Here is an 18,185-nt window from a genome sequence, read left to right on the forward strand (position 1 = left end):
ATGAAAAAAATAGCCCCATCAATTTTAAGTGCCGATTTTTCAAAACTTGGTGAAGAGATTGCCGCAGTTGAACAAGGCGGTGCTGATTATATTCATATTGATGTAATGGATGGACAATTTGTACCTAACATTACATTTGGACCTAATATCGTTGAAGCTGTTCGTCCGACAACTAAATTACCATTAGATGTTCATTTGATGATTGTAGACCCTGACCGTTACATTGGAGACTTTGCGCGAGCAGGTGCCGATATCATTACAGTACATGTGGAAGCTTGTCCTCATGTCCACCGTACGATTCAGTTAATTCATAGTTTTGGCGTTAAGGCAGGGGTTGTTTTGAATCCAGGTACATCGCTGGATGCTTTGAAATACGTGATTAACGATGTTGACATGGTTTTAATTATGACAGTTAATCCTGGATTCGGAGGCCAATCCTTCATTGAGGATATGATACCTAAAATGAAAGAACTTCGCCAGATGATAGATGCAACAGGCAGAGACATTGAGATAGAAGTTGATGGTGGAATAAATGAAACCACTGCTAAACTTTGTGCAGATGCCGGTGTTAACGTCTTTGTAGCAGGTTCATATATTTATAATAAAGAAAATCGTAAAGCAGCAATTGAAACACTGAAAAAAGCAATTAATTAAGAGGGGGTCTTCTAGTGAGAATCTGTTTATTACTTGGTGGTCCAATGAGTAACGTGCCTGACTTGACTCCTTATAAAGACGATTATTGGGTGGGGATTGATCGAGGTGCTTTCCGTTTATTAGAAATGGGGATTACATCTAAAGCCGCTATGGGCGATTTTGACTCATTGTCTTCGAAAGAATTAGCATTTGTTAGAGATAATGTTGTTTTTGTAGAACAATATCCGGCTGAAAAAGATGAAACGGATGCGATGCTAGGTATTACTTATGCATTAAATCAAAAAGCCGATGAAATCTTAGTTTTTGGTGCAACAGGTGGGCGTATGGATCATACATTAGCCAACTTATTTATGCTTACATATGAGTCTTATCAAGCAGCGATACCAGTTACCACGTTTGTGGATAAACAAAACACACTTAAGATGTATCAACCCGGCCGATATGAGCTTGAAAAGCAAGATAAAATGAAGTACATTGCTTTTACAGTTGTGAGTGCAGAAGTGACCGGTTTGACGCTGGAAGGGTTTAAATACCCGCTAAACAACGCAACGTATCCTTTTGGATCAGCACTCTCAAGCAATGAATTTGTTGATGAACACGGTGTTTTATCATTTTCTGAAGGACTCATTTTAATGAGCCAAAGCCACGATTGAAAGTGGAAACACCTTGCTCATTCTCTAAAAAAATGGAAAAATAAAAAACATTCGTTAGGCTAGAAATTTTAGTTTATGCAGACTGCTCCATGTCTGCTCCCAAACTTAAATTTCAGGTCTAATGTTTTTTATTTGTTCTGAAATTTTGCAAGAGAATAGGTGTTGCAACTGGAGATAGAAAAAAGCGCCAAAGAGACTACTCTCCCAAATTTAGATTTCAGGTCTAGTGAGTTTTTTGTTTGTTATGAAATTACTGTCATTGTTGCGAAGTCATGAGCTTACAGTGACAGTATGGGACGGAAATTGCGTAAGCAATTGAGTACCAATCAGTAGTTAGAAGCTTTACGAGAATACCAATCAGTAGTTAAAAGCTTTACGAGAGTAGTATGGGATGCAGCGACAAACAGCACCAAATCTTCAAGAAAGCGAGCGCCAATCCTTTTTTACGGGTTAAAAGGTCGATATGGGACGGAAATTTCATCGGAAATTGAGTACGATGCTATAGCGCAATTGAGTAACAATTCTTATATTCCACCACCATGTTTTATGTTGAAGTGCTGGAGACAGACAATATAAACAAAATTACTAAGCCTACTTTTATTAAAAATTTGAAGATTCGAGAATGAAAACGACTTGTTTGGTGTTGAAAGTAGTGGAAAAATCAGCAGGTTAACTATGCGTGCTGATTTTTTGGAAATAGATAAAAATATCGGTTGTCGTAATTGTAGCTATTGTTTTTTATTTAACTTTTGCATTCATTATTAATAAAATAAGAAAAAACGCCTTTAGGAAAATTGTTTTGAGATGACTTACTTTAACTATGGTCTAACCATATAGTCTTAGAGATATAGTTTGCCACCAGCTCGATAAATTATAGTATTAGCTGTTTTAATCTTGTTATGAAATTTGTGTTCAATTAGTTTGAAGTGTTAGTGAGTGTTAATATGGAAACCTTTTTACAAATAAACATAGGTATGTTAAAGTTACGATAAATAGTTACAGCAAAAAAATGTATTTATTATAGGTGTTTCATATAATAAGGAGGTTATCTCAATGGTGTTTTGGTTAATTTTCAGCGCAATTGTTCTAGCACAATCGGCCCATAATTTGTTTGTAAAACGAAAATGTAAAAAAAGAAGTTTTCGTTTCTGGGATAAAGATTACCATAATCAACATTTAGTGACTATTTCGGATATTAAACATTATTATGAAAACCACCACAATGATAACTGCTCACTAGATGTTGATGAAACAACTTGGTCTGATTTAGAACTTGATCGTTTATTTAACCGCATCAATTATTGTCATACTAGTATTGGTGAGGAATATTTATATAACGCCGATTGTAAAATTAAGCTAGACAATTAAAAAAATCATTTGTGATACACTCAAATTGTATTTCCGACGAAAGAAAACAAGGAGAGTGATCACAAATGACCTATACACATCTTACTACAGATGAACTCGTTTTAATAGAATCATATTATCATCAAACTAAGAAAGTTAAATTTGTTGCAGAGACTTTAAAACGTTCGAGACAAACTATTTATAATGTTTACAACGCTTTAGATGATGGTTTATCTATGCTAGATTACTACCAACGATACAAAAATAATAAAAAAAATTGTGGGAGACTTCCTATCCTTTTACCTGATAATGAAACTGACTATATTCAAAAGAAAGTGGCTCAAGGGTGGACACCAGACGTGATTATTGGTCGTAACGAGTTTCCTATTTCTTGTTCTGTTCGTACTCTTTATAGACTATTTAAGCGTGGCTATTTTAACTTAGCCGCCTTACCAATGAAAGGGAAAAGAAAGCCGAATGGTCACAAAGAAAAGAGAGGTAAACAAGCTTTTAAAAGAACGATTCATCAGCGTGATAAGGAAAATCGTCACTTCAAAAGTGAGTTTGGTCACCTTGAAGGTGACACTATCGTTGGCAGAAATCATAAAAGTGCTGTTATTACCTTAGTTGAAAGACTATCAAAAGTAATTATTACGTTGAAACCTACCGGCAGACAAGCAATAGATATTGAAAACAGTTTAAACAACTGGTTTAAAACAATTCCCACTCATTTATTTAAGTCTATTACGTTTGATTGTGGTAAAGAATTTTCTAATTGGAAATCTGTCAGTAACTCCAATGATATTAATATCTACTTTGCTGATCCAGGTACTCCCTCACAAAGAGGGTTAAATGAGAACTCCAACGGATTATTACGCAAGGACGGACTACCTAAGAGAATGAATTTCAATGAAGTTGATGAAGCGTTCATTCAGTCTGTTGCTTCTAAAAGAAATAACATTCCTAGAAAGTCATTGAACTATAAAACACCATTGGAAGTATTTTTGAGTTATGTTAATAATGATATTTTGTCTAGCTTAATTTGACAAATAAAATAATAATATTAAAAAGCGTGAGTCAGTTATTGATGAAGCATTAATTGAAAAGCTCGAAACGGATAAATGTTCACGTCAGCGTTTAACGCAAATGTTCCAAAGAACGGGCTATTTAGAAGGATCTGATACGTCTGCTTTCTTTTCTAGACGTTTAGCACCACACATAAAAAAGCGTTATCTTTACTGTGCTACCTTACCGATTATATGTTTTTTACTACTGTTAATTTCGATGAAAGTGTGGCTACTTACAACGATTGCTGTCAGTTTATTTAATGTCTTCTATTTTTATCGGACAAAGTTAACTTTAGAATATGAATTGAACCGTGTTTTTTATTTAGCACGATTATTAAAGGGTAGTGCTCTTTATATAAAGTGGAAAAAGAGCGCTAATTTAACGTTAAGTTATAAAAGGTTGCTTAGTTTCCGTTTACTTGCGTTTTTTTTTAATCGCAATTCATTGGACGGAGGTATTAATCTATTCAACGTTTTTCGTGGTGTTTTTTTGTTTGATTTAATATTATATAATTTTATGCTAGGTTCAATAGCGAAAAAGCAAAGTGATGTTGCAATTATCTGGCATGCGCTTGCAAAGTTGGACATTAATATAAGTGTCTGTAAATATCGAGAGACCTTATCATTTTACGCGATACCAGTATTTTCTGACGTAGATAGATTCCTATTTAAAGAAATGGTCCACCCGCTAACAGAAGAAGGAGTGCCTAATTCGTTAACATGGAATGATAACATTATTTTAACGGGAACCAATTCCGCTGGAAAATCCACCTTCATAAAAGCTTTGGCCCTTAATGTTATTTTGGCGCAAGCTATTAATACTGTTGTAGCTGAAAAAGCAGTGTTAAACAAGATAGTTGTGCAAACATCGATGGCTATTAAGGATGATCTTTTAACAGGAGAGAGTTTTTTTGTTGCAGAAACCAAATCAATCCGACGCTTATTGACTTTAGTTGCAAAAAAACAGCCGACATTAGTGATTATGGATGAAATTTTGAAAGGAACAAATGCTAATGAGCGTATTTCTGCTTCTCTAGCGTTGATGAAATGGTTTAATCAATTTGATGAATTAAAGGTTTGTATTGCCACGCATGATTTAATGCTAGCAGAAGTAGGGATGAGAGGTTTTGTTAATTACCATTTTTCCAATAAAGTAGTAGGTGAACAGATTGAGTTTGATTACAAATTGCAAAAGGGTATTTCAAAAATAAGAAATGCTATTGGGATTTTAGCAGCCTATGATTTTCCGGCAGAAGTTGTTATGGAAGCGAAGCGTATTAGTAAATTGATTGATAGTGTTGGGGGGATTGATAACGTTGTATATAGAAGAACATATATAAAGTAATGGCGAAAATAAGTAAAAGAGAACTTTAGAAGGAATGAAATGAAAAATAGCAGTATCAATCCAACAAGTAATAGTATTTGTGTTTTTAAAATGAACTCTGAATTATTCAAAATATAGACAATAAAAAACCATCTTCCAGTGGAAGATGGTTTTTTTAGGTTAAATTAAACACGTTCAACTTTACCTGATTTTAATGCACGAGTTGAAACCCATACTTTTTTAGGTTTACCATCAACAAGAATACGAACTTTTTGCAAGTTAGCTTTCCAAGTACGACGGTTAGCGTTTAAAGCGTGAGAACGACGGTTACCAGTTGAAGTTTTACGTCCAGTAATTACACATTGTTTTGCCATTTTAGAATTTCCTCCTTTGCGTGAAGATGATGATTGCGATGAAATTCGTCAATCAAAGTTGTGTATAAGTATCTATACGATTTCGGTGTTCTAACACACTTAATTAATTTATCATATATATCTAACGTTTGCAAGTCAAAATCACTTATCTATAAAGTTTTTTTACTTGACAGCTGTTTATTGATAGAAGTCACTTTATTTATACTCAGTACTAGTGTAGAATAAAGTGGATAGTAATGCACTAAAGAAATAGGGAGGAATTTAATTGTCTATTGAAATCGAAACTAAATTGGGACAGATTGATATTGCAGATGAAGTTATTGCAACAATAGCTGGCGATGTGGCATCAAGTCAAGTTGGCGTAGTAGGCATGACTTCTAAAAAAAATATTCGCGATAGTTTTACTGACCTGTTAAAAAAAGAAAATAATTCAAAAGGCGTTGTCGTAAGCAGAAATGACAAAGGTTATGTTGTGGATGTTTATGTCGTTGTCACATACGGTGTGAAGATTTCTGAAGTCGCACGTAACATTCAAGAAAATATTAAATATAATCTAGCGAAGCAACTGAATATTCAAGCAGAAGAAATTAATGTTTATATTCAAGATGTTCGTTTGATGATCGATTAGCCAATAAAAGGCTAAAGAGGAGGATAATCACAAGTGGTTATAAAGACGATAAATGGAGATAAGTTAGCAGCGATGATTGCGCAAGGCGCAACACAGCTTGCAGCGAATGCAGAATATGTGGATTCACTAAATGTTTTCCCAGTACCGGACGGAGATACAGGCTCAAATATGAGTATGACATTGACTGCAGGTGCAGAGGAAGTATTGAAACATGAAAGCGCAACAGTAGCTATTGTTGGTAAACATCTTTCAAAAGGCTTACTTATGGGAGCACGAGGAAATTCAGGCGTGATTCTTTCACAATTATTCCGCGGTTTTTCTAAAACAATTGAAGATAAAGAAGAAATTAATGCGAGTGGACTAGCACAAGCGTTTGATAACGGTGTTAAAACAGCCTACAAGGCCGTGATGAAACCAGTAGAGGGAACAATCCTAACTGTGGCTCGTGAATCAGCAGAAGCAGGTATTAAGGCTGTGAATAACGGTGTTGAAGATGTTGTTGAACTGATGGCTATTATTACAGAAGCAGGCGAACGTTCATTAGCGGGCACGCCAGACCTCTTGCCAGTATTAAAAGAAGTTGGCGTAGTTGATAGTGGCGGCCAAGGTTTACAAATCGTTTATCAAGCGTTTTTAGCTGAATTAAAAGGTGAAGCGCAAGCGACACCGTTACAACCAACATCATTATCTAATTTAGTAACAATTGAACACGAAAACGCAGTAACTGACTACATGAATCCGGAAGATATCAAATTTGGTTACTGTACTGAAATTATGGTCCAAATTAATAATCCTGGTGAAAAAGCATTCAATGAAGATCAATTTCGTAACACATTAGCTGATTACGGGGATTCACTGATTGTCATTGCAGATGATGAAATAGCGAAAGTACATGTTCATTCCAACACGCCAGGTCAAGTCATTGATTATGGTCAATCTTTTGGACCATTGCTTAAGATTAAAGTGGATAATATGCGCGAACAAAATTCTGACTTGCAAGGTAAAAAAGCACCTGCAGCAACTCCTAAAAAAGATGTAGCAGTGATTGCTGTATCATCTGGAGCAGGCTTGGATGAAATATTCAAGAGTTTAAATGTGGATATTATAGTATCAGGTGGCCAAACAATGAACCCGAGCACAGCTGATTTATTGCGTGCAGTTGAACAAGCAAATGCGAAACATGTGATTATTTTACCTAATAATAAAAATATCATTATGGCAGCAGATCAAGCAGTTGAAATGTCTGAAACGACACAAATAGCAGTGGTGAAGTCCAAAACGATTCAACAAGGTTTAGCAGCTTGTTTCGCATATATGCCAGACGAAACGTTTGAAAATAATCAAGCAGAAATGAACGAAGCGCTTGAGAGTGTATGTAGCGGCTCAATTACAACAGCTGTTCGTGATACCGAAATTAAAGGTGTTAAAATTGTTAAAGATGAGTTTATCGGTATTGTTGAAGGCACAATCGTTCTTTCTGAAAAAGCGCGTGATGAAGCAGCTTTCAACACATTGGTACAGATGATTGAAGAAGATACTGAGATAGTTACAATTATCACAGGTGAAGAAGCAACCATCGAAGATGCAGAAGCAATTGCTGAACGCATTGAAAATAAATTTGAAGATGTTGAAATTGAAATTAAAGAAGGTAATCAAGCGGTTTATCCTTACTTATTTTCTGTCGAATAAATATTAATAGTTAGTGGAAATCGTCCATCGCAATTGTTTGTGATGGACCTTTTTTTTAGAAAGGAGTTTCTCATGAAAGTGGATTTGGCAAATGCGCCTATTAAATTTGTAAAAGGTATTGGTCCGAGTGCAGCGGAAAAATTAGAACGTTTGCATATTGAAACAGTAGCAGATATGTTGGGCTATTTCCCTTTTCGGTATGAAAATAATGAATCGGTTGATTTGAGCCAAGCGGCACATGATACACGTGTTAATGTAATTGGTGAAATTGTTACGCCTGCTATGGTCGCGTATTTTGGTCCAAAACGTAATCGTTTAACTTTTAAACTCAAAGTAGATCATCTCGTTGTACAAATCACCTTTTTTAATCAAGCGTATCTAAAAAGTAAATTGAATGTAGGTGAGCAAATTCGTGTCAGCGGCAAGTGGGATCGCGCACGGCAAGCAATTTCTGCATCAAAATATTTCTTAGTGAGTGGCAGTGAAACTGAAAGTGATGAGAAGAAATTAGAACCCGTTTATCACATGACAGAAGGCTTAAAACAATCGCAGTTTCAAAAATGGTTAAAAACAACATGGGAGGCTTATCATGAACAGATACCTGAATTGCTGCCCGAATCATTACGACAACATTATCAGTTAATCGATAGCCATGATGCCTATGAAGCGATACATTACCCGACTGATCCAGGTGTTTTACTGCAAGCGAGACGCCGTTATACTTATGAGGAACTGCTCCTGTTTCAATTAAAGATGCAATTGATGCGTCAACGAGACAAAGAACAAAGTGGTGGCATCTCGATCCAATATGATGTGCAAGAATTACGCCGTTATATAGCTTCGTTACCATTTGAGTTAACAGGAGCTCAAAAGCGTGTGGTGAATGAAATTTGTGGAGATATGCGTTCAGTCACTCACATGAATCGATTACTTCAAGGCGATGTTGGGTCTGGAAAAACAGTTGTTGCCTCAATCGCGATGTTTTCAGCAATTAATGCAGGTTTTCAAGCAGCACTCATGGTGCCAACGGAAATATTAGCTGAACAACATTTTGCGGAATTGACACGCCTGTTAACACCATTTAATATCTCAGTAGCGTTGTTGACGGGTTCAACAAAGAAAAAAGATCGTGTACAATTACATGAACAACTAGCCAACGGTTCACTCGATGTATTAATCGGGACACATGCGCTTATTCAAGAGGATGTTGTGTACCATCGCTTAGGTTTAGTAGTCACAGATGAGCAACACCGTTTTGGTGTAAATCAGCGTCGTGCATTTCGTGAAAAAGGGGAACAACCAGATGTGTTGTTTATGACAGCAACCCCCATTCCAAGAACGTTAGCCATTACGGCGTTTGGTGAAATGGATGTTAGTGTAATTAACGAACTTCCCGCAGGACGAAAACCGATTGTGACACAATGGTTTAAACATGAGCAAATGCCTGATGTCTTGGCTTTTACGCGGAATGAAATTGCCAGCGGGCGTCAAATATATATGGTAGCACCTCTGATAGAAGAATCAGAAAACATGGATTTACAAAATGCATTTGATTTACATCAGCAAATGCAACAGTACTTTGGGGATAAGATTCCAATTGGTTTAATGCACGGTCGGTTAAAATCAGCAGAGAAAGAAGCTGTTATGCAAGCCTTTGAAGCGGGAGACATCAAGATGTTAGTGACCACAACTGTTATTGAAGTGGGGGTCAATGTTCCCAATGCTAGCACGATGATTATCTACGATGCAGAACGCTTTGGATTAAGTCAACTACATCAATTGCGTGGACGTGTGGGACGAGGTGGTTATCAATCTTATTGTTACTTAGTGGCTGATCCTAAGACTGACAACGGTAAAGAACGTATGCAAATTATGTGTGAATCAAATGATGGTTTTGTTATTTCGCAACGTGACCTAGAACTTCGTGGTGCAGGAGACTTCTTTGGAAATAAACAAAGTGGTATCCCGCAATTTAAAGTTGCAGATTTAGTTGAAGATTATCGTGTCCTCGAAGTTGCACGCGATGACGCCATGGCGATTGTAAAAGAAAAGCGCTTTAAAACAAAAGAATATCAAGCACTTGCCGCCGCAGTTGAACACCAATTAGCTGTAGAAGCGGGACAATTAGATTAAACGACTGTAGAAGACTTGCGACCTATAACGTTTCTTTGTATAATGGGTAAGAGATTGTTATTGACTATTAGTACTAAGTGCTAAAGAGGAGTGAAAACAAGTTATGAGAAAACATGCGAAAAAAGATCGGCAGCGCTTATTAGTTGAAACGATTGAACGTAATCCATTTACAACTGATGATATGTTGGCGACACAATTTAATGTGAGTGTACAAACTATTCGTCTTGATCGCATGGAAATTGGTATTCCCGAACTGCGTAAACGTGTAGAAGATGTTGCCAATCGTCAATTTCAAAACGAAGTACGTTCATTGCCGTTGGAAGATATTATCGGTGATGTGATTGATTTGGAATTAGATAAACGTGCAATATCAATCTTTACAATAGAAGAGGAACATGTTTTTCAACGAAATAAAATTGCACGAGGGCACTATTTGTTTGCACAAGCCAATTCATTAGCAGTAGCCGTAATGGGCAGCGATAGTGCATTGACGGCACAAGCAAATGTAAAGTTTGTGAAGTCAGCTCAATTAGGAAATCGCGTTATTTGTAAGGTTAAAGTTGATGAAAAATCAATTGGTCATACCATTCGAATTGTAAAAGTGGAAAGTTATGTGGACAATCACGTGGTCTTAAAAGGCACGTTTGAAATGTATCCCGAAGCAGATTCGCAAGAGTAGAAGACCTATCAAAAGGAGACGAAAGACTTATGAAAATTGCCATTGATGCAATGGGTGGCGATCATGCCCCACAATCAACAGTAGAGGGTGTCATGCTAGCCGCAAAAAAACACAGTCACGTGACGTTTCAACTTTATGGGGATAAAGTTAAAATGGCTCCTTATCTAGAGCAGTTAAGCAATGTTGAAATCGTACACACGGAAGAAAAAATTGAGAGCACAGATAGTCCCGTTGAAGCTGTTCGTAAAAAGAAACAAGCATCCATGGTATTAGCCGCTAAAGCAGTTAAAGATGGTGAAGCCGAAGCCTGTATTTCAGCAGGAAACACCGGTGCATTAATGAGTGCAGGATTATTTGTCGTTGGGCGTATGAAGGGCATTAAACGTCCTGCATTAGCACCAACAATTCCAACAGTAGATGGTAGTGGTTTTGTTTTACTTGATGCAGGAGCAAATGCAGATGCGAAACCAGAACACCTTTTGCAATTTGGGATGATGGGTTCCGCTTATGTGTCAGCTGTGAAAAAAATTGAGCGTCCACGAGTGGGCTTGCTTAATATCGGAACAGAACATAATAAAGGCACCGATTTAACGAAAGATGCCTTTGCACTTCTTGACGCTAGCAGTGTGATTAATTTCGTAGGGAATGTTGAAGCACGTGATTTGTTAAATGGCGTTGCTGATGTTGTCGTTACAGATGGTTTTACAGGGAACATGGTGCTTAAAACAATTGAGGGCACAGCTGGTAACTTGATGAAAATGATTAAAGGCGCAATGACAGCGACACCTCTTAGTAAACTAGGCGCTTTAACAATGCGCAAAGGAATTTATGAAATTAAAGATATGATGGATTACAGCAACTATGGCGGTGCTTGTCTTTTTGGGCTAGCAGGAACAGTAGTAAAAGCACATGGTTCTTCAAATGCGCATGCAATAGCAACCACAGTCACGCAAGCGATTCAAATGGTTGAAGGAAACATCATTGGTAATATAAATAGTGCGTTACAACAAACAAAAGAGGAGGAAACTACAAATGAGTAAATTAGCATTTGTCTTTCCAGGACAAGGTTCACAAATTATTGGTATGGGTATGGATGCTTATGCAGCTTCACCAATTGCAAAAAAAATCTTTGATGATGCAAACGCATTATTACCGTTTGACTTAGTAGATATTATTCAAAATGGTTCAGATGAGGATTTAAAAGCATCACGTGTTGCACAACCTGCGTTAGTAACAACAAGTTCGGCATTGTTAGCATTAGTTAAAGAAGCAGGAATCACAGCTGATTATGTTGCAGGACATAGTTTAGGCGAATATTCTGCATTGGTTGCAGCGAATGTGCTTACGAGTGCAGAAGCCGCACAATTGGTTAATAAACGTGGTGAGTTGATGGAAGATGCGGCAACTGGAGCGATGGCAGCAGTCATGGGTACAAGTGAAGCCGATTTAGAAGCGATTTTAGAAACAGCACGTCAACAAAGTGGTGAAATTGTTCAATTAGCTAACCTAAATTGTCCAGGACAAATTGTTATTTCTGGTTCAGTTGTAGGTATTGAAGCCGCACAAGTTGCAGCAAATGAGGCGGGCGTTAAACGTGTTATTCCTTTAAAAGTGAGTGGTCCTTTCCACTCTGAATTAATGGCACCGGCAGCTGAAGCTTTTGCAAGTCTATTGGGAACAGCGACGTTTAGTGACGCATCAACACCCGTTATTACGAACGTCGATGCAACGCCAACAACGTTAGCTGCTGACTTCAAAGTGAAATTAGAACAACAATTAACAGCACCTGTACAATGGATTAATACAATGGCGTATTTGATTGAACAAGATGTGGATACAATCATTGAAATTGGACCAGGTAAAGTATTGGCTGGATTAATGAAAAAAATGGATCGTTCAGTGACTGTTCATAACGTTCAAGATTTAGAAACGTTAGAAGCAACACTTGCTATCTTAGGGGGTAAATAAATGGAATTAACAAATAAAGTTGCAATCGTAACAGGTGCCTCTCGTGGTATTGGCCAAGAAATCGCGTATAAATTAGCATCACTCGGTGCTAAAATTGTTGTTAATTATGCAGGTAATGTTAAAGCAGCGGATGAAACAGTCGCTAAAATTAAAGCTGATTACAACACAGAAGCAATTGCTGTACAAGCGAACGTTGCTGATGAGGACGATGTAAAACGTCTCTTTAAAGAAACGTTGGATACTTTCGGAGGCATTGATATCTTAATTAACAATGCAGGGATTACGAGAGATAATTTATTAATGCGTATGAAAGCCGAAGAATTTGATGATGTAATTAATGCTAACTTACGAGGCACATTCTTATGCCTTAAAGCAGCTGCACGTCCAATGATGAAAAAACGTCAAGGAACAATCGTAAACATGACATCTGTCGTAGGTATTACAGGTAATGCTGGTCAAGCTAACTATGTTGCTAGTAAAGCAGGCGTGATTGGCTTAACTAAAACAGCATCACGCGAGTTAGCACCGCGTGGTATTCGTGTAAACGCTGTAGCACCTGGGTTTATCGATACAGATATGACTGATGTACTACCAGAAGAAGTGAAATCAGGCATGTTATCACAAATTCCTTTAGGCGCAATGGGGAATACAAAAAACGTTGCTGACGTGGTAGCCTTCCTTGTAAGTGATGCAAGTGCTTATATGACAGGACAAACATTATCAGTTGATGGCGGAATGTCGATGTAAAAGCAGCTTCAACCTGGTAAAACATTGTAATCGAGTCAACGAACAAGTTGTCTTAATTTATCAATAAATACCTACTTGAAGATATGTGATGAACCGTGAGATTACATAAGTTTTTTCACGTGTTGGTATATAATACCAGTATTGCTTTTAGAGCTATTTTATTAACTTTTGTCACGGTCAGTGATTAAAACCACCTAGACATGATAGTCAAGAGGCTATTATTTAAGTAATGGTGGGAATAACTTGTAAAATTTCCTTTCTAAATGGGGATGAATCAATTATAATAATTGAAGGGAGGTGAATTATATAATGTCTGAAAACATATTTGATAAAGTAAAAGAAATCGTCATCGATCGTTTAGACGTTGATGAATCAAAAGTAACTAAAGAGGCCTCTTTTAAAGATGACTTGGAAGCTGATTCACTTGAAATCGTTGAATTGGTAATGGAATTTGAAGATGTATTTGATACTGAAATTTCTGATGAAGCATCAAAACAAATCCTTACAGTAGGTGACGCTGTAAAATACATTGAAGAAAACGCGTAAGTTACGATAAAAAATGATGAGGGTATGTTGTTCTGTCCATTGGATGAACGGCATCCCTCACTCATTTTATAAAAGGGGAATTAGAATGAAAACATTAAAAGAATTGCAGGAACGTATTCAGATTTCATTTAAACAAGAGGCATTACTTGAACAAGCATTCACGCATGCTTCTTATGTGAATGAAAATCGAAGCAAAGGTTCTAAGCATTATGAACGGTTGGAATTTCTTGGTGATGCAGTATTAGAGCTAACAGTTTCAGATTATTTATTCAATCGTTTTCCAGAACGTCCAGAAGGCCAACTAACAAAATTAAGAGCAGCTTGTGTGTGTGAAGGTGCTTTGGTCGTTTATGCAAAAGAATTAAACCTCAGTGACTATTTCCGTATTGGTCGAGGAGAAGAAAATGCTGGCGGACGTACACGTGACGCATTAGTCGCGGATATTTTTGAAGCATTTATCGGGGCAATGTATTTAAGTGAAGGCATCGACTGTGTACGCTCATTTTTAGGAAAAGTTATTTTTCCGAAAATTGATGATGGCACTTTTGAAGCAAATAATGATTATAAAACCTTATTACAAGAATGGTTACAAAAAGATGGCGATATTTCCATCTCATATGAGATTTTATCTGAAAATGGTCCAGCACATGATAAAGCTTTCCAAGTGCGTTTAGTGGTCAATGGCGAACCGCAATCAATGGGTGAGGGTCGCACGAAAAAAACAGCAGAACAATCAGCCGCTCAAGCAGCATTAGCATCATATCAGTCACAGGAAAAGAACAGCTAAAGGGGGAACAGTCGCAATGCAATTAAAACGTTTAGAAATGCATGGTTTCAAATCCTTTGCAGATAAAGTTGCAATCGATTTTGTACCAGGTATTACGGCTGTTGTTGGGCCAAATGGAAGTGGAAAAAGTAATGTTACAGAAGCTATCCGTTGGGTGTTAGGTGAACAATCAGCAAAAGCATTACGTGGAGGCAAAATGAGTGATGTTATCTTCTCAGGGAGTGATTCACGCGCAGCGATTAATATTGCTGAAGTAACACTTGTATTTGATAATGAAGATGGCTTTTTACCAGATGATCATACAGAAGTCAGCGTCACACGTCGCGTCTATCGTAATGGTGATAGTGAATTTGAAATTAATCAACAAGCATGTCGCCTTAAAGATATCGTAGAGTTATTTATGGACTCTGGATTAGGACGCGAGTCGTTCTCGATTGTGTCACAAGGTAAAATAGATAGTATTCTTAATAGTAAACCCACTGAACGTCGTTCTATCTTTGAAGAAGCAGCAGGCGTTTTAAAATATAAATCACGTAAAAAACAAGCAGAAACAAAGTTAGTCGAAACTGAAGACAATCTAAACCGTGTGCAAGATATCCTTTTTGAACTTCAGGATCAGGTGGAACCACTAGAAATTCAGGCAGCTATCGCCAAAGATTATCTTGCTCAAAAAGAAACACTAGAGAAGTATGAAGTTGGTGTTTTAGCAGATGAAATCCAGGAGCTAACAAAAGAGGCAGATGCTACAACTGTCGCTTTACATCAATGGCAATCTAAGTTAATCGATAGTAAGAAACAAGCACAGTCACTTTTAGAACAATGGCAAGCGAAAAAAGATTTATTTGCGAAAGTGACGCGTGATGCAGATGTTATTCAAGAAAAATTAGTTGAAACAGCGCGCGAACTTGAACGTGTTAATGGTCAATGTGACGTACTAAAAGAGCGGGCACTTCATGGTCAAGCAAGTGATTCTGATGTAGTTGAACAACTCGAAGCAATTAACGAGATTATTGTGAGTGCAACTGTTGAAAAAGAAACACAACAAGAACGTTACGATGTACTCTTGCAAAAAGTAACAGTGATGCGTGAATCTGTGAAACAACTACAAAACTATCTAGATGGTAAAGTAGAATGGACACCGGAGAAAATTGAGCGTTTGAAAAATGATTACATCGATGTGCGACATGAGCAAACGAATTTAAAAAATGAAAATGTTTTTTTCATTAAGCAACAAGAACAAAATCAACAACGTTTAGAAAAATTACGCAGTGAAAATGCGAACGTGATCAAAAATCATACCGAAACGGATGTTTTACAACAAGAAAAACAACGTCTTTTAGCTGAAAAAACAGCAAACATAGAGAGTAAACGTGCGGAATATGAGCAACTGACACAAAAACTTAAAGCTACAGAAGCTGATGCAGCAGTCGCAGACAATCAGTTATATAAAGCCTATGAAATGCGTCAACATGCAAAAGCAAAGCATGATACATTAGTTGATTTAGAAAATGATTACGCAGGTTATTATCAAGGCGTTAAGATGCTATTAAAAGAACGTCAACAATTCCCTGGGTTGATCGGTGCTGTTGCTGAACAAGTAACGATTCCATCACGCTTCGATACAGCAATTGATATTGCTCTGGGTGCAAGTACGCAACATATTATTGTCGAAGACGAACAAACGGCGCGCGCAGGTATTGGCTATTTAAAATCAAACCGTCTAGGCCGTGCAACATTCTTGCCTATTACAACAATTAAACCACGAGTAATGCCTAACGATGTCATCCAACGTTTACAACAACACGATGGCTTTTTAGGAATTGGAGCCGACTTAGTTACAATTGAGCCACGTTTCCAAGGGATTTTAGGCAACTTATTAGGTCAAGTAATTATAGCAGATACCTTAGTTAGTGCGAACCAATTGGCAAAATTAGCAAATCATCGCTTTCGTATTGTGACACTTGAAGGGGATGTTGTAAATCCTGGTGGATCAATGACTGGTGGGGCAATGAAACAAAACAAAGCGCCTTTATTAGGACGTAAAAATGAGATCGCTACTTTAGCTAAACAATTGGTACAGATGGAAGAGGTTATCCATCAACTGGAAGATAAAGTGAACAGTTTAAAACAAACGGTTATAAGTACGCGTGAAACACGCGATAGTCTAAGAGTTGAGGGTGAACGTCTAAACTTTGAAGTACAGCGTATCGAAGAAGATATTGCATCAACAACAGCAGCGATGTCACGTATTAATGAAAATATGCATATTTATGACTTTGACGTGAAAGAATTGACTGATGAAAATAATTCATTGGCACAACGATTGGCAGCAAACGAAGCAAAAATTGCTGAGATGGCACAAACATTAATCTCTCAAGAAACTGCGATTGAGCAAGCAACCCAAAATCAAAATATGGCAGATGAACAACGTGCTGAACAAGTTGAAAATCTAACAGCACAAAAAACAGAGCTAGCGGTATCAGAAGAGAAATTAACACATGCCAATACTAAGTTAGCAGAAATGCGTGCCACATTAAAAACGAATAATGAACGTCGTGAACAACTGCAAGAAAAATTAACGTTTATTCATACACAACAAACGGAACACGCGTCTTCAAGTGAACAACTTGAAGCATCTCGTGTAGCTTTGGAAGCTGTAATGTCAGAAGTCCAAACGCAATCAGATTCACTAAAAGCGAAACGTATTGATGTAGAAGCTGAGCTTAACGAAGTGGCCTCGACACGTGAGTATCAACTCAACGAAGTGGCGACCTATGAGAAACAATTCAATGAAGCATCGATGAATTTAGAACGATTCACAAGTGAACGGACGTATCGTTTAAGTGCGTTGATGGATAACTATGAATTAACTTTAACCGATGCCTTAGAACGACCAGCTTTGACGTTGCCAATTGAAGAAGCGAAGAAAAAAGTCCGTTTGATTAAACGTACAATTGATGAATTGGGCCCAGTCAACATTGGTGCCATCGATGAATTCCAACGTATCCAAACACGCTATAATTTCTTGACGCAACAACAGACAGATTTGTTGACGGCCAAAGAAACGTTAAACGTGACCATGAGTGAGATGGATGAAGAAGTTTCTCGTCGTTTTTACGCAACGTTTATGCAAATTAAAGATCAGTTTGAAAAAATCTTCCCTAAAATGTTTGGTGGAGGACAAGCTGCTTTAGTATTAACAGATCCAGAAGACTTACTGAATACAGGTGTTGATATCGTTGCACAACCGCCGGGTAAAAAGTTACAAAACTTGATGTTATTATCAGGTGGTGAACGAGCTTTAACTGCAATCACGTTGTTATTTGCGATCATTGAAACCCGTCCTGTACCATTCTGTATTCTTGATGAGGTCGAAGCAGCATTAGATGAGGCAAACGTTTTACGCTTTGGTTCCTATATGCAAGCATTCCAAAAAGAAATGCAATTCATTGTAATTACTCACCGTAAAGGTACAATGGAAGCAGCGAATGTATTATATGGTGTAACAATGCAAGAATCAGGGGTATCTAAATTGGTATCTGTTCGTCTGGAAGAAGCAAATGTGTTAACTAACACTTAAAAACAATAA

General features: G+C 37.3%; 16 protein-coding genes. 15 read left to right on the forward strand and 1 reads right to left on the reverse strand.

The window, feature by feature from the left end; all coding sequences use genetic code 11:
- The 5 genes from rpe (at position 1) to V6S17_RS06155 (ending at position 5,066) form a co-directional block, all read left to right on the forward strand.
- The gene (gene rpe / locus V6S17_RS06135) at positions 1 to 654 is read left to right on the forward strand and encodes a ribulose-phosphate 3-epimerase (protein WP_029092418.1); all 654 of its coding nucleotides are present in this window, start codon (positions 1 to 3) and stop codon (positions 652 to 654) included.
- A 14-nt stretch (positions 655 to 668) separates the two neighbouring features.
- Complete coding sequence (locus tag V6S17_RS06140; RefSeq protein ID WP_029092417.1) at positions 669 to 1,307, forward strand: thiamine diphosphokinase; 639 nt, start codon at positions 669 to 671, stop codon at positions 1,305 to 1,307.
- 1,053 nt (positions 1,308 to 2,360) lie between these two features.
- On the forward strand, positions 2,361 to 2,675 hold the full coding sequence (locus V6S17_RS06145; protein WP_029092416.1) for a hypothetical protein: 315 nt from the start codon (positions 2,361 to 2,363) through the stop codon (positions 2,673 to 2,675).
- A 65-nt stretch (positions 2,676 to 2,740) separates the two neighbouring features.
- Positions 2,741 to 3,700: an IS30 family transposase gene (locus V6S17_RS06150; protein ID WP_069124469.1), complete on the forward strand. Its 960-nt coding sequence runs from the start codon at positions 2,741 to 2,743 to the stop codon at positions 3,698 to 3,700.
- 511 nt (positions 3,701 to 4,211) lie between these two features.
- Positions 4,212 to 5,066, forward strand: a complete 855-nt coding sequence (locus V6S17_RS06155; protein ID WP_161633714.1) for a MutS-related protein — start codon at positions 4,212 to 4,214, stop codon at positions 5,064 to 5,066.
- 164 nt (positions 5,067 to 5,230) lie between these two features.
- On the opposite strand, the gene rpmB is transcribed toward V6S17_RS06155, so the two are convergent.
- Positions 5,231 to 5,419 carry a 50S ribosomal protein L28 gene (rpmB, locus tag V6S17_RS06160; RefSeq protein ID WP_029091972.1) on the reverse strand — a complete coding sequence of 63 codons (189 nt, stop codon included), beginning with the start codon at positions 5,417 to 5,419 and terminating at the stop codon, positions 5,231 to 5,233.
- 265 nt (positions 5,420 to 5,684) lie between these two features.
- Between rpmB and V6S17_RS06165 the strand changes: the two genes are divergently transcribed.
- The 10 genes from V6S17_RS06165 (at position 5,685) to smc (ending at position 18,176) form a co-directional block, all read left to right on the forward strand.
- Positions 5,685 to 6,047 carry an Asp23/Gls24 family envelope stress response protein gene (locus V6S17_RS06165; RefSeq protein ID WP_029091971.1) on the forward strand — a complete coding sequence of 121 codons (363 nt, stop codon included), beginning with the start codon at positions 5,685 to 5,687 and terminating at the stop codon, positions 6,045 to 6,047.
- 33 nt (positions 6,048 to 6,080) lie between these two features.
- On the forward strand, positions 6,081 to 7,736 hold the full coding sequence (locus V6S17_RS06170; protein ID WP_029091970.1) for a DAK2 domain-containing protein: 1,656 nt from the start codon (positions 6,081 to 6,083) through the stop codon (positions 7,734 to 7,736).
- A 72-nt stretch (positions 7,737 to 7,808) separates the two neighbouring features.
- Positions 7,809 to 9,869 (forward strand): ATP-dependent DNA helicase RecG, encoded by a 2,061-nt coding sequence (recG, locus tag V6S17_RS06175; RefSeq protein WP_036027516.1) that lies wholly within the window; start codon positions 7,809 to 7,811, stop codon positions 9,867 to 9,869.
- 103 nt (positions 9,870 to 9,972) lie between these two features.
- On the forward strand, positions 9,973 to 10,548 hold the full coding sequence (gene fapR / locus V6S17_RS06180; protein ID WP_029091968.1) for a transcription factor FapR: 576 nt from the start codon (positions 9,973 to 9,975) through the stop codon (positions 10,546 to 10,548).
- Positions 10,549 to 10,577: 29 nt separating this feature from the next.
- A complete protein-coding gene (plsX, locus tag V6S17_RS06185) occupies positions 10,578 to 11,588 on the forward strand; it encodes a phosphate acyltransferase PlsX (protein WP_029091967.1) in 1,011 nt (336 codons plus the stop codon).
- Positions 11,581 to 12,516, forward strand: a complete 936-nt coding sequence (gene fabD, locus V6S17_RS06190) for an ACP S-malonyltransferase (RefSeq protein WP_029091966.1) — start codon at positions 11,581 to 11,583, stop codon at positions 12,514 to 12,516. Before plsX ends, fabD begins: the two co-directional genes overlap by 8 nt.
- On the forward strand, positions 12,517 to 13,263 hold the full coding sequence (gene fabG / locus V6S17_RS06195) for a 3-oxoacyl-[acyl-carrier-protein] reductase (RefSeq protein ID WP_029091965.1): 747 nt from the start codon (positions 12,517 to 12,519) through the stop codon (positions 13,261 to 13,263).
- Between the two features lie 309 nt (positions 13,264 to 13,572).
- Entirely contained in the window at positions 13,573 to 13,809 is a 237-nt protein-coding gene (locus V6S17_RS06200; protein WP_029091964.1) for an acyl carrier protein, read from the forward strand.
- A gap of 85 nt (positions 13,810 to 13,894) precedes the next feature.
- Positions 13,895 to 14,596, forward strand: coding sequence for a ribonuclease III (rnc, locus tag V6S17_RS06205; protein ID WP_029091963.1), 702 nt, complete (start codon positions 13,895 to 13,897; stop codon positions 14,594 to 14,596).
- A 16-nt stretch (positions 14,597 to 14,612) separates the two neighbouring features.
- The gene (gene smc / locus V6S17_RS06210; RefSeq protein ID WP_029091962.1) at positions 14,613 to 18,176 is read left to right on the forward strand and encodes a chromosome segregation protein SMC; all 3,564 of its coding nucleotides are present in this window, start codon (positions 14,613 to 14,615) and stop codon (positions 18,174 to 18,176) included.
- Positions 18,177 to 18,185: the final 9 nt, after the last annotated feature.

Origin of the sequence: Brochothrix thermosphacta DSM 20171 = FSL F6-1036 (genome assembly GCF_036884295.1) — a bacterium.
GTDB classification, from domain to species: Bacteria; Bacillota; Bacilli; order Lactobacillales; family Listeriaceae; genus Brochothrix; species Brochothrix thermosphacta.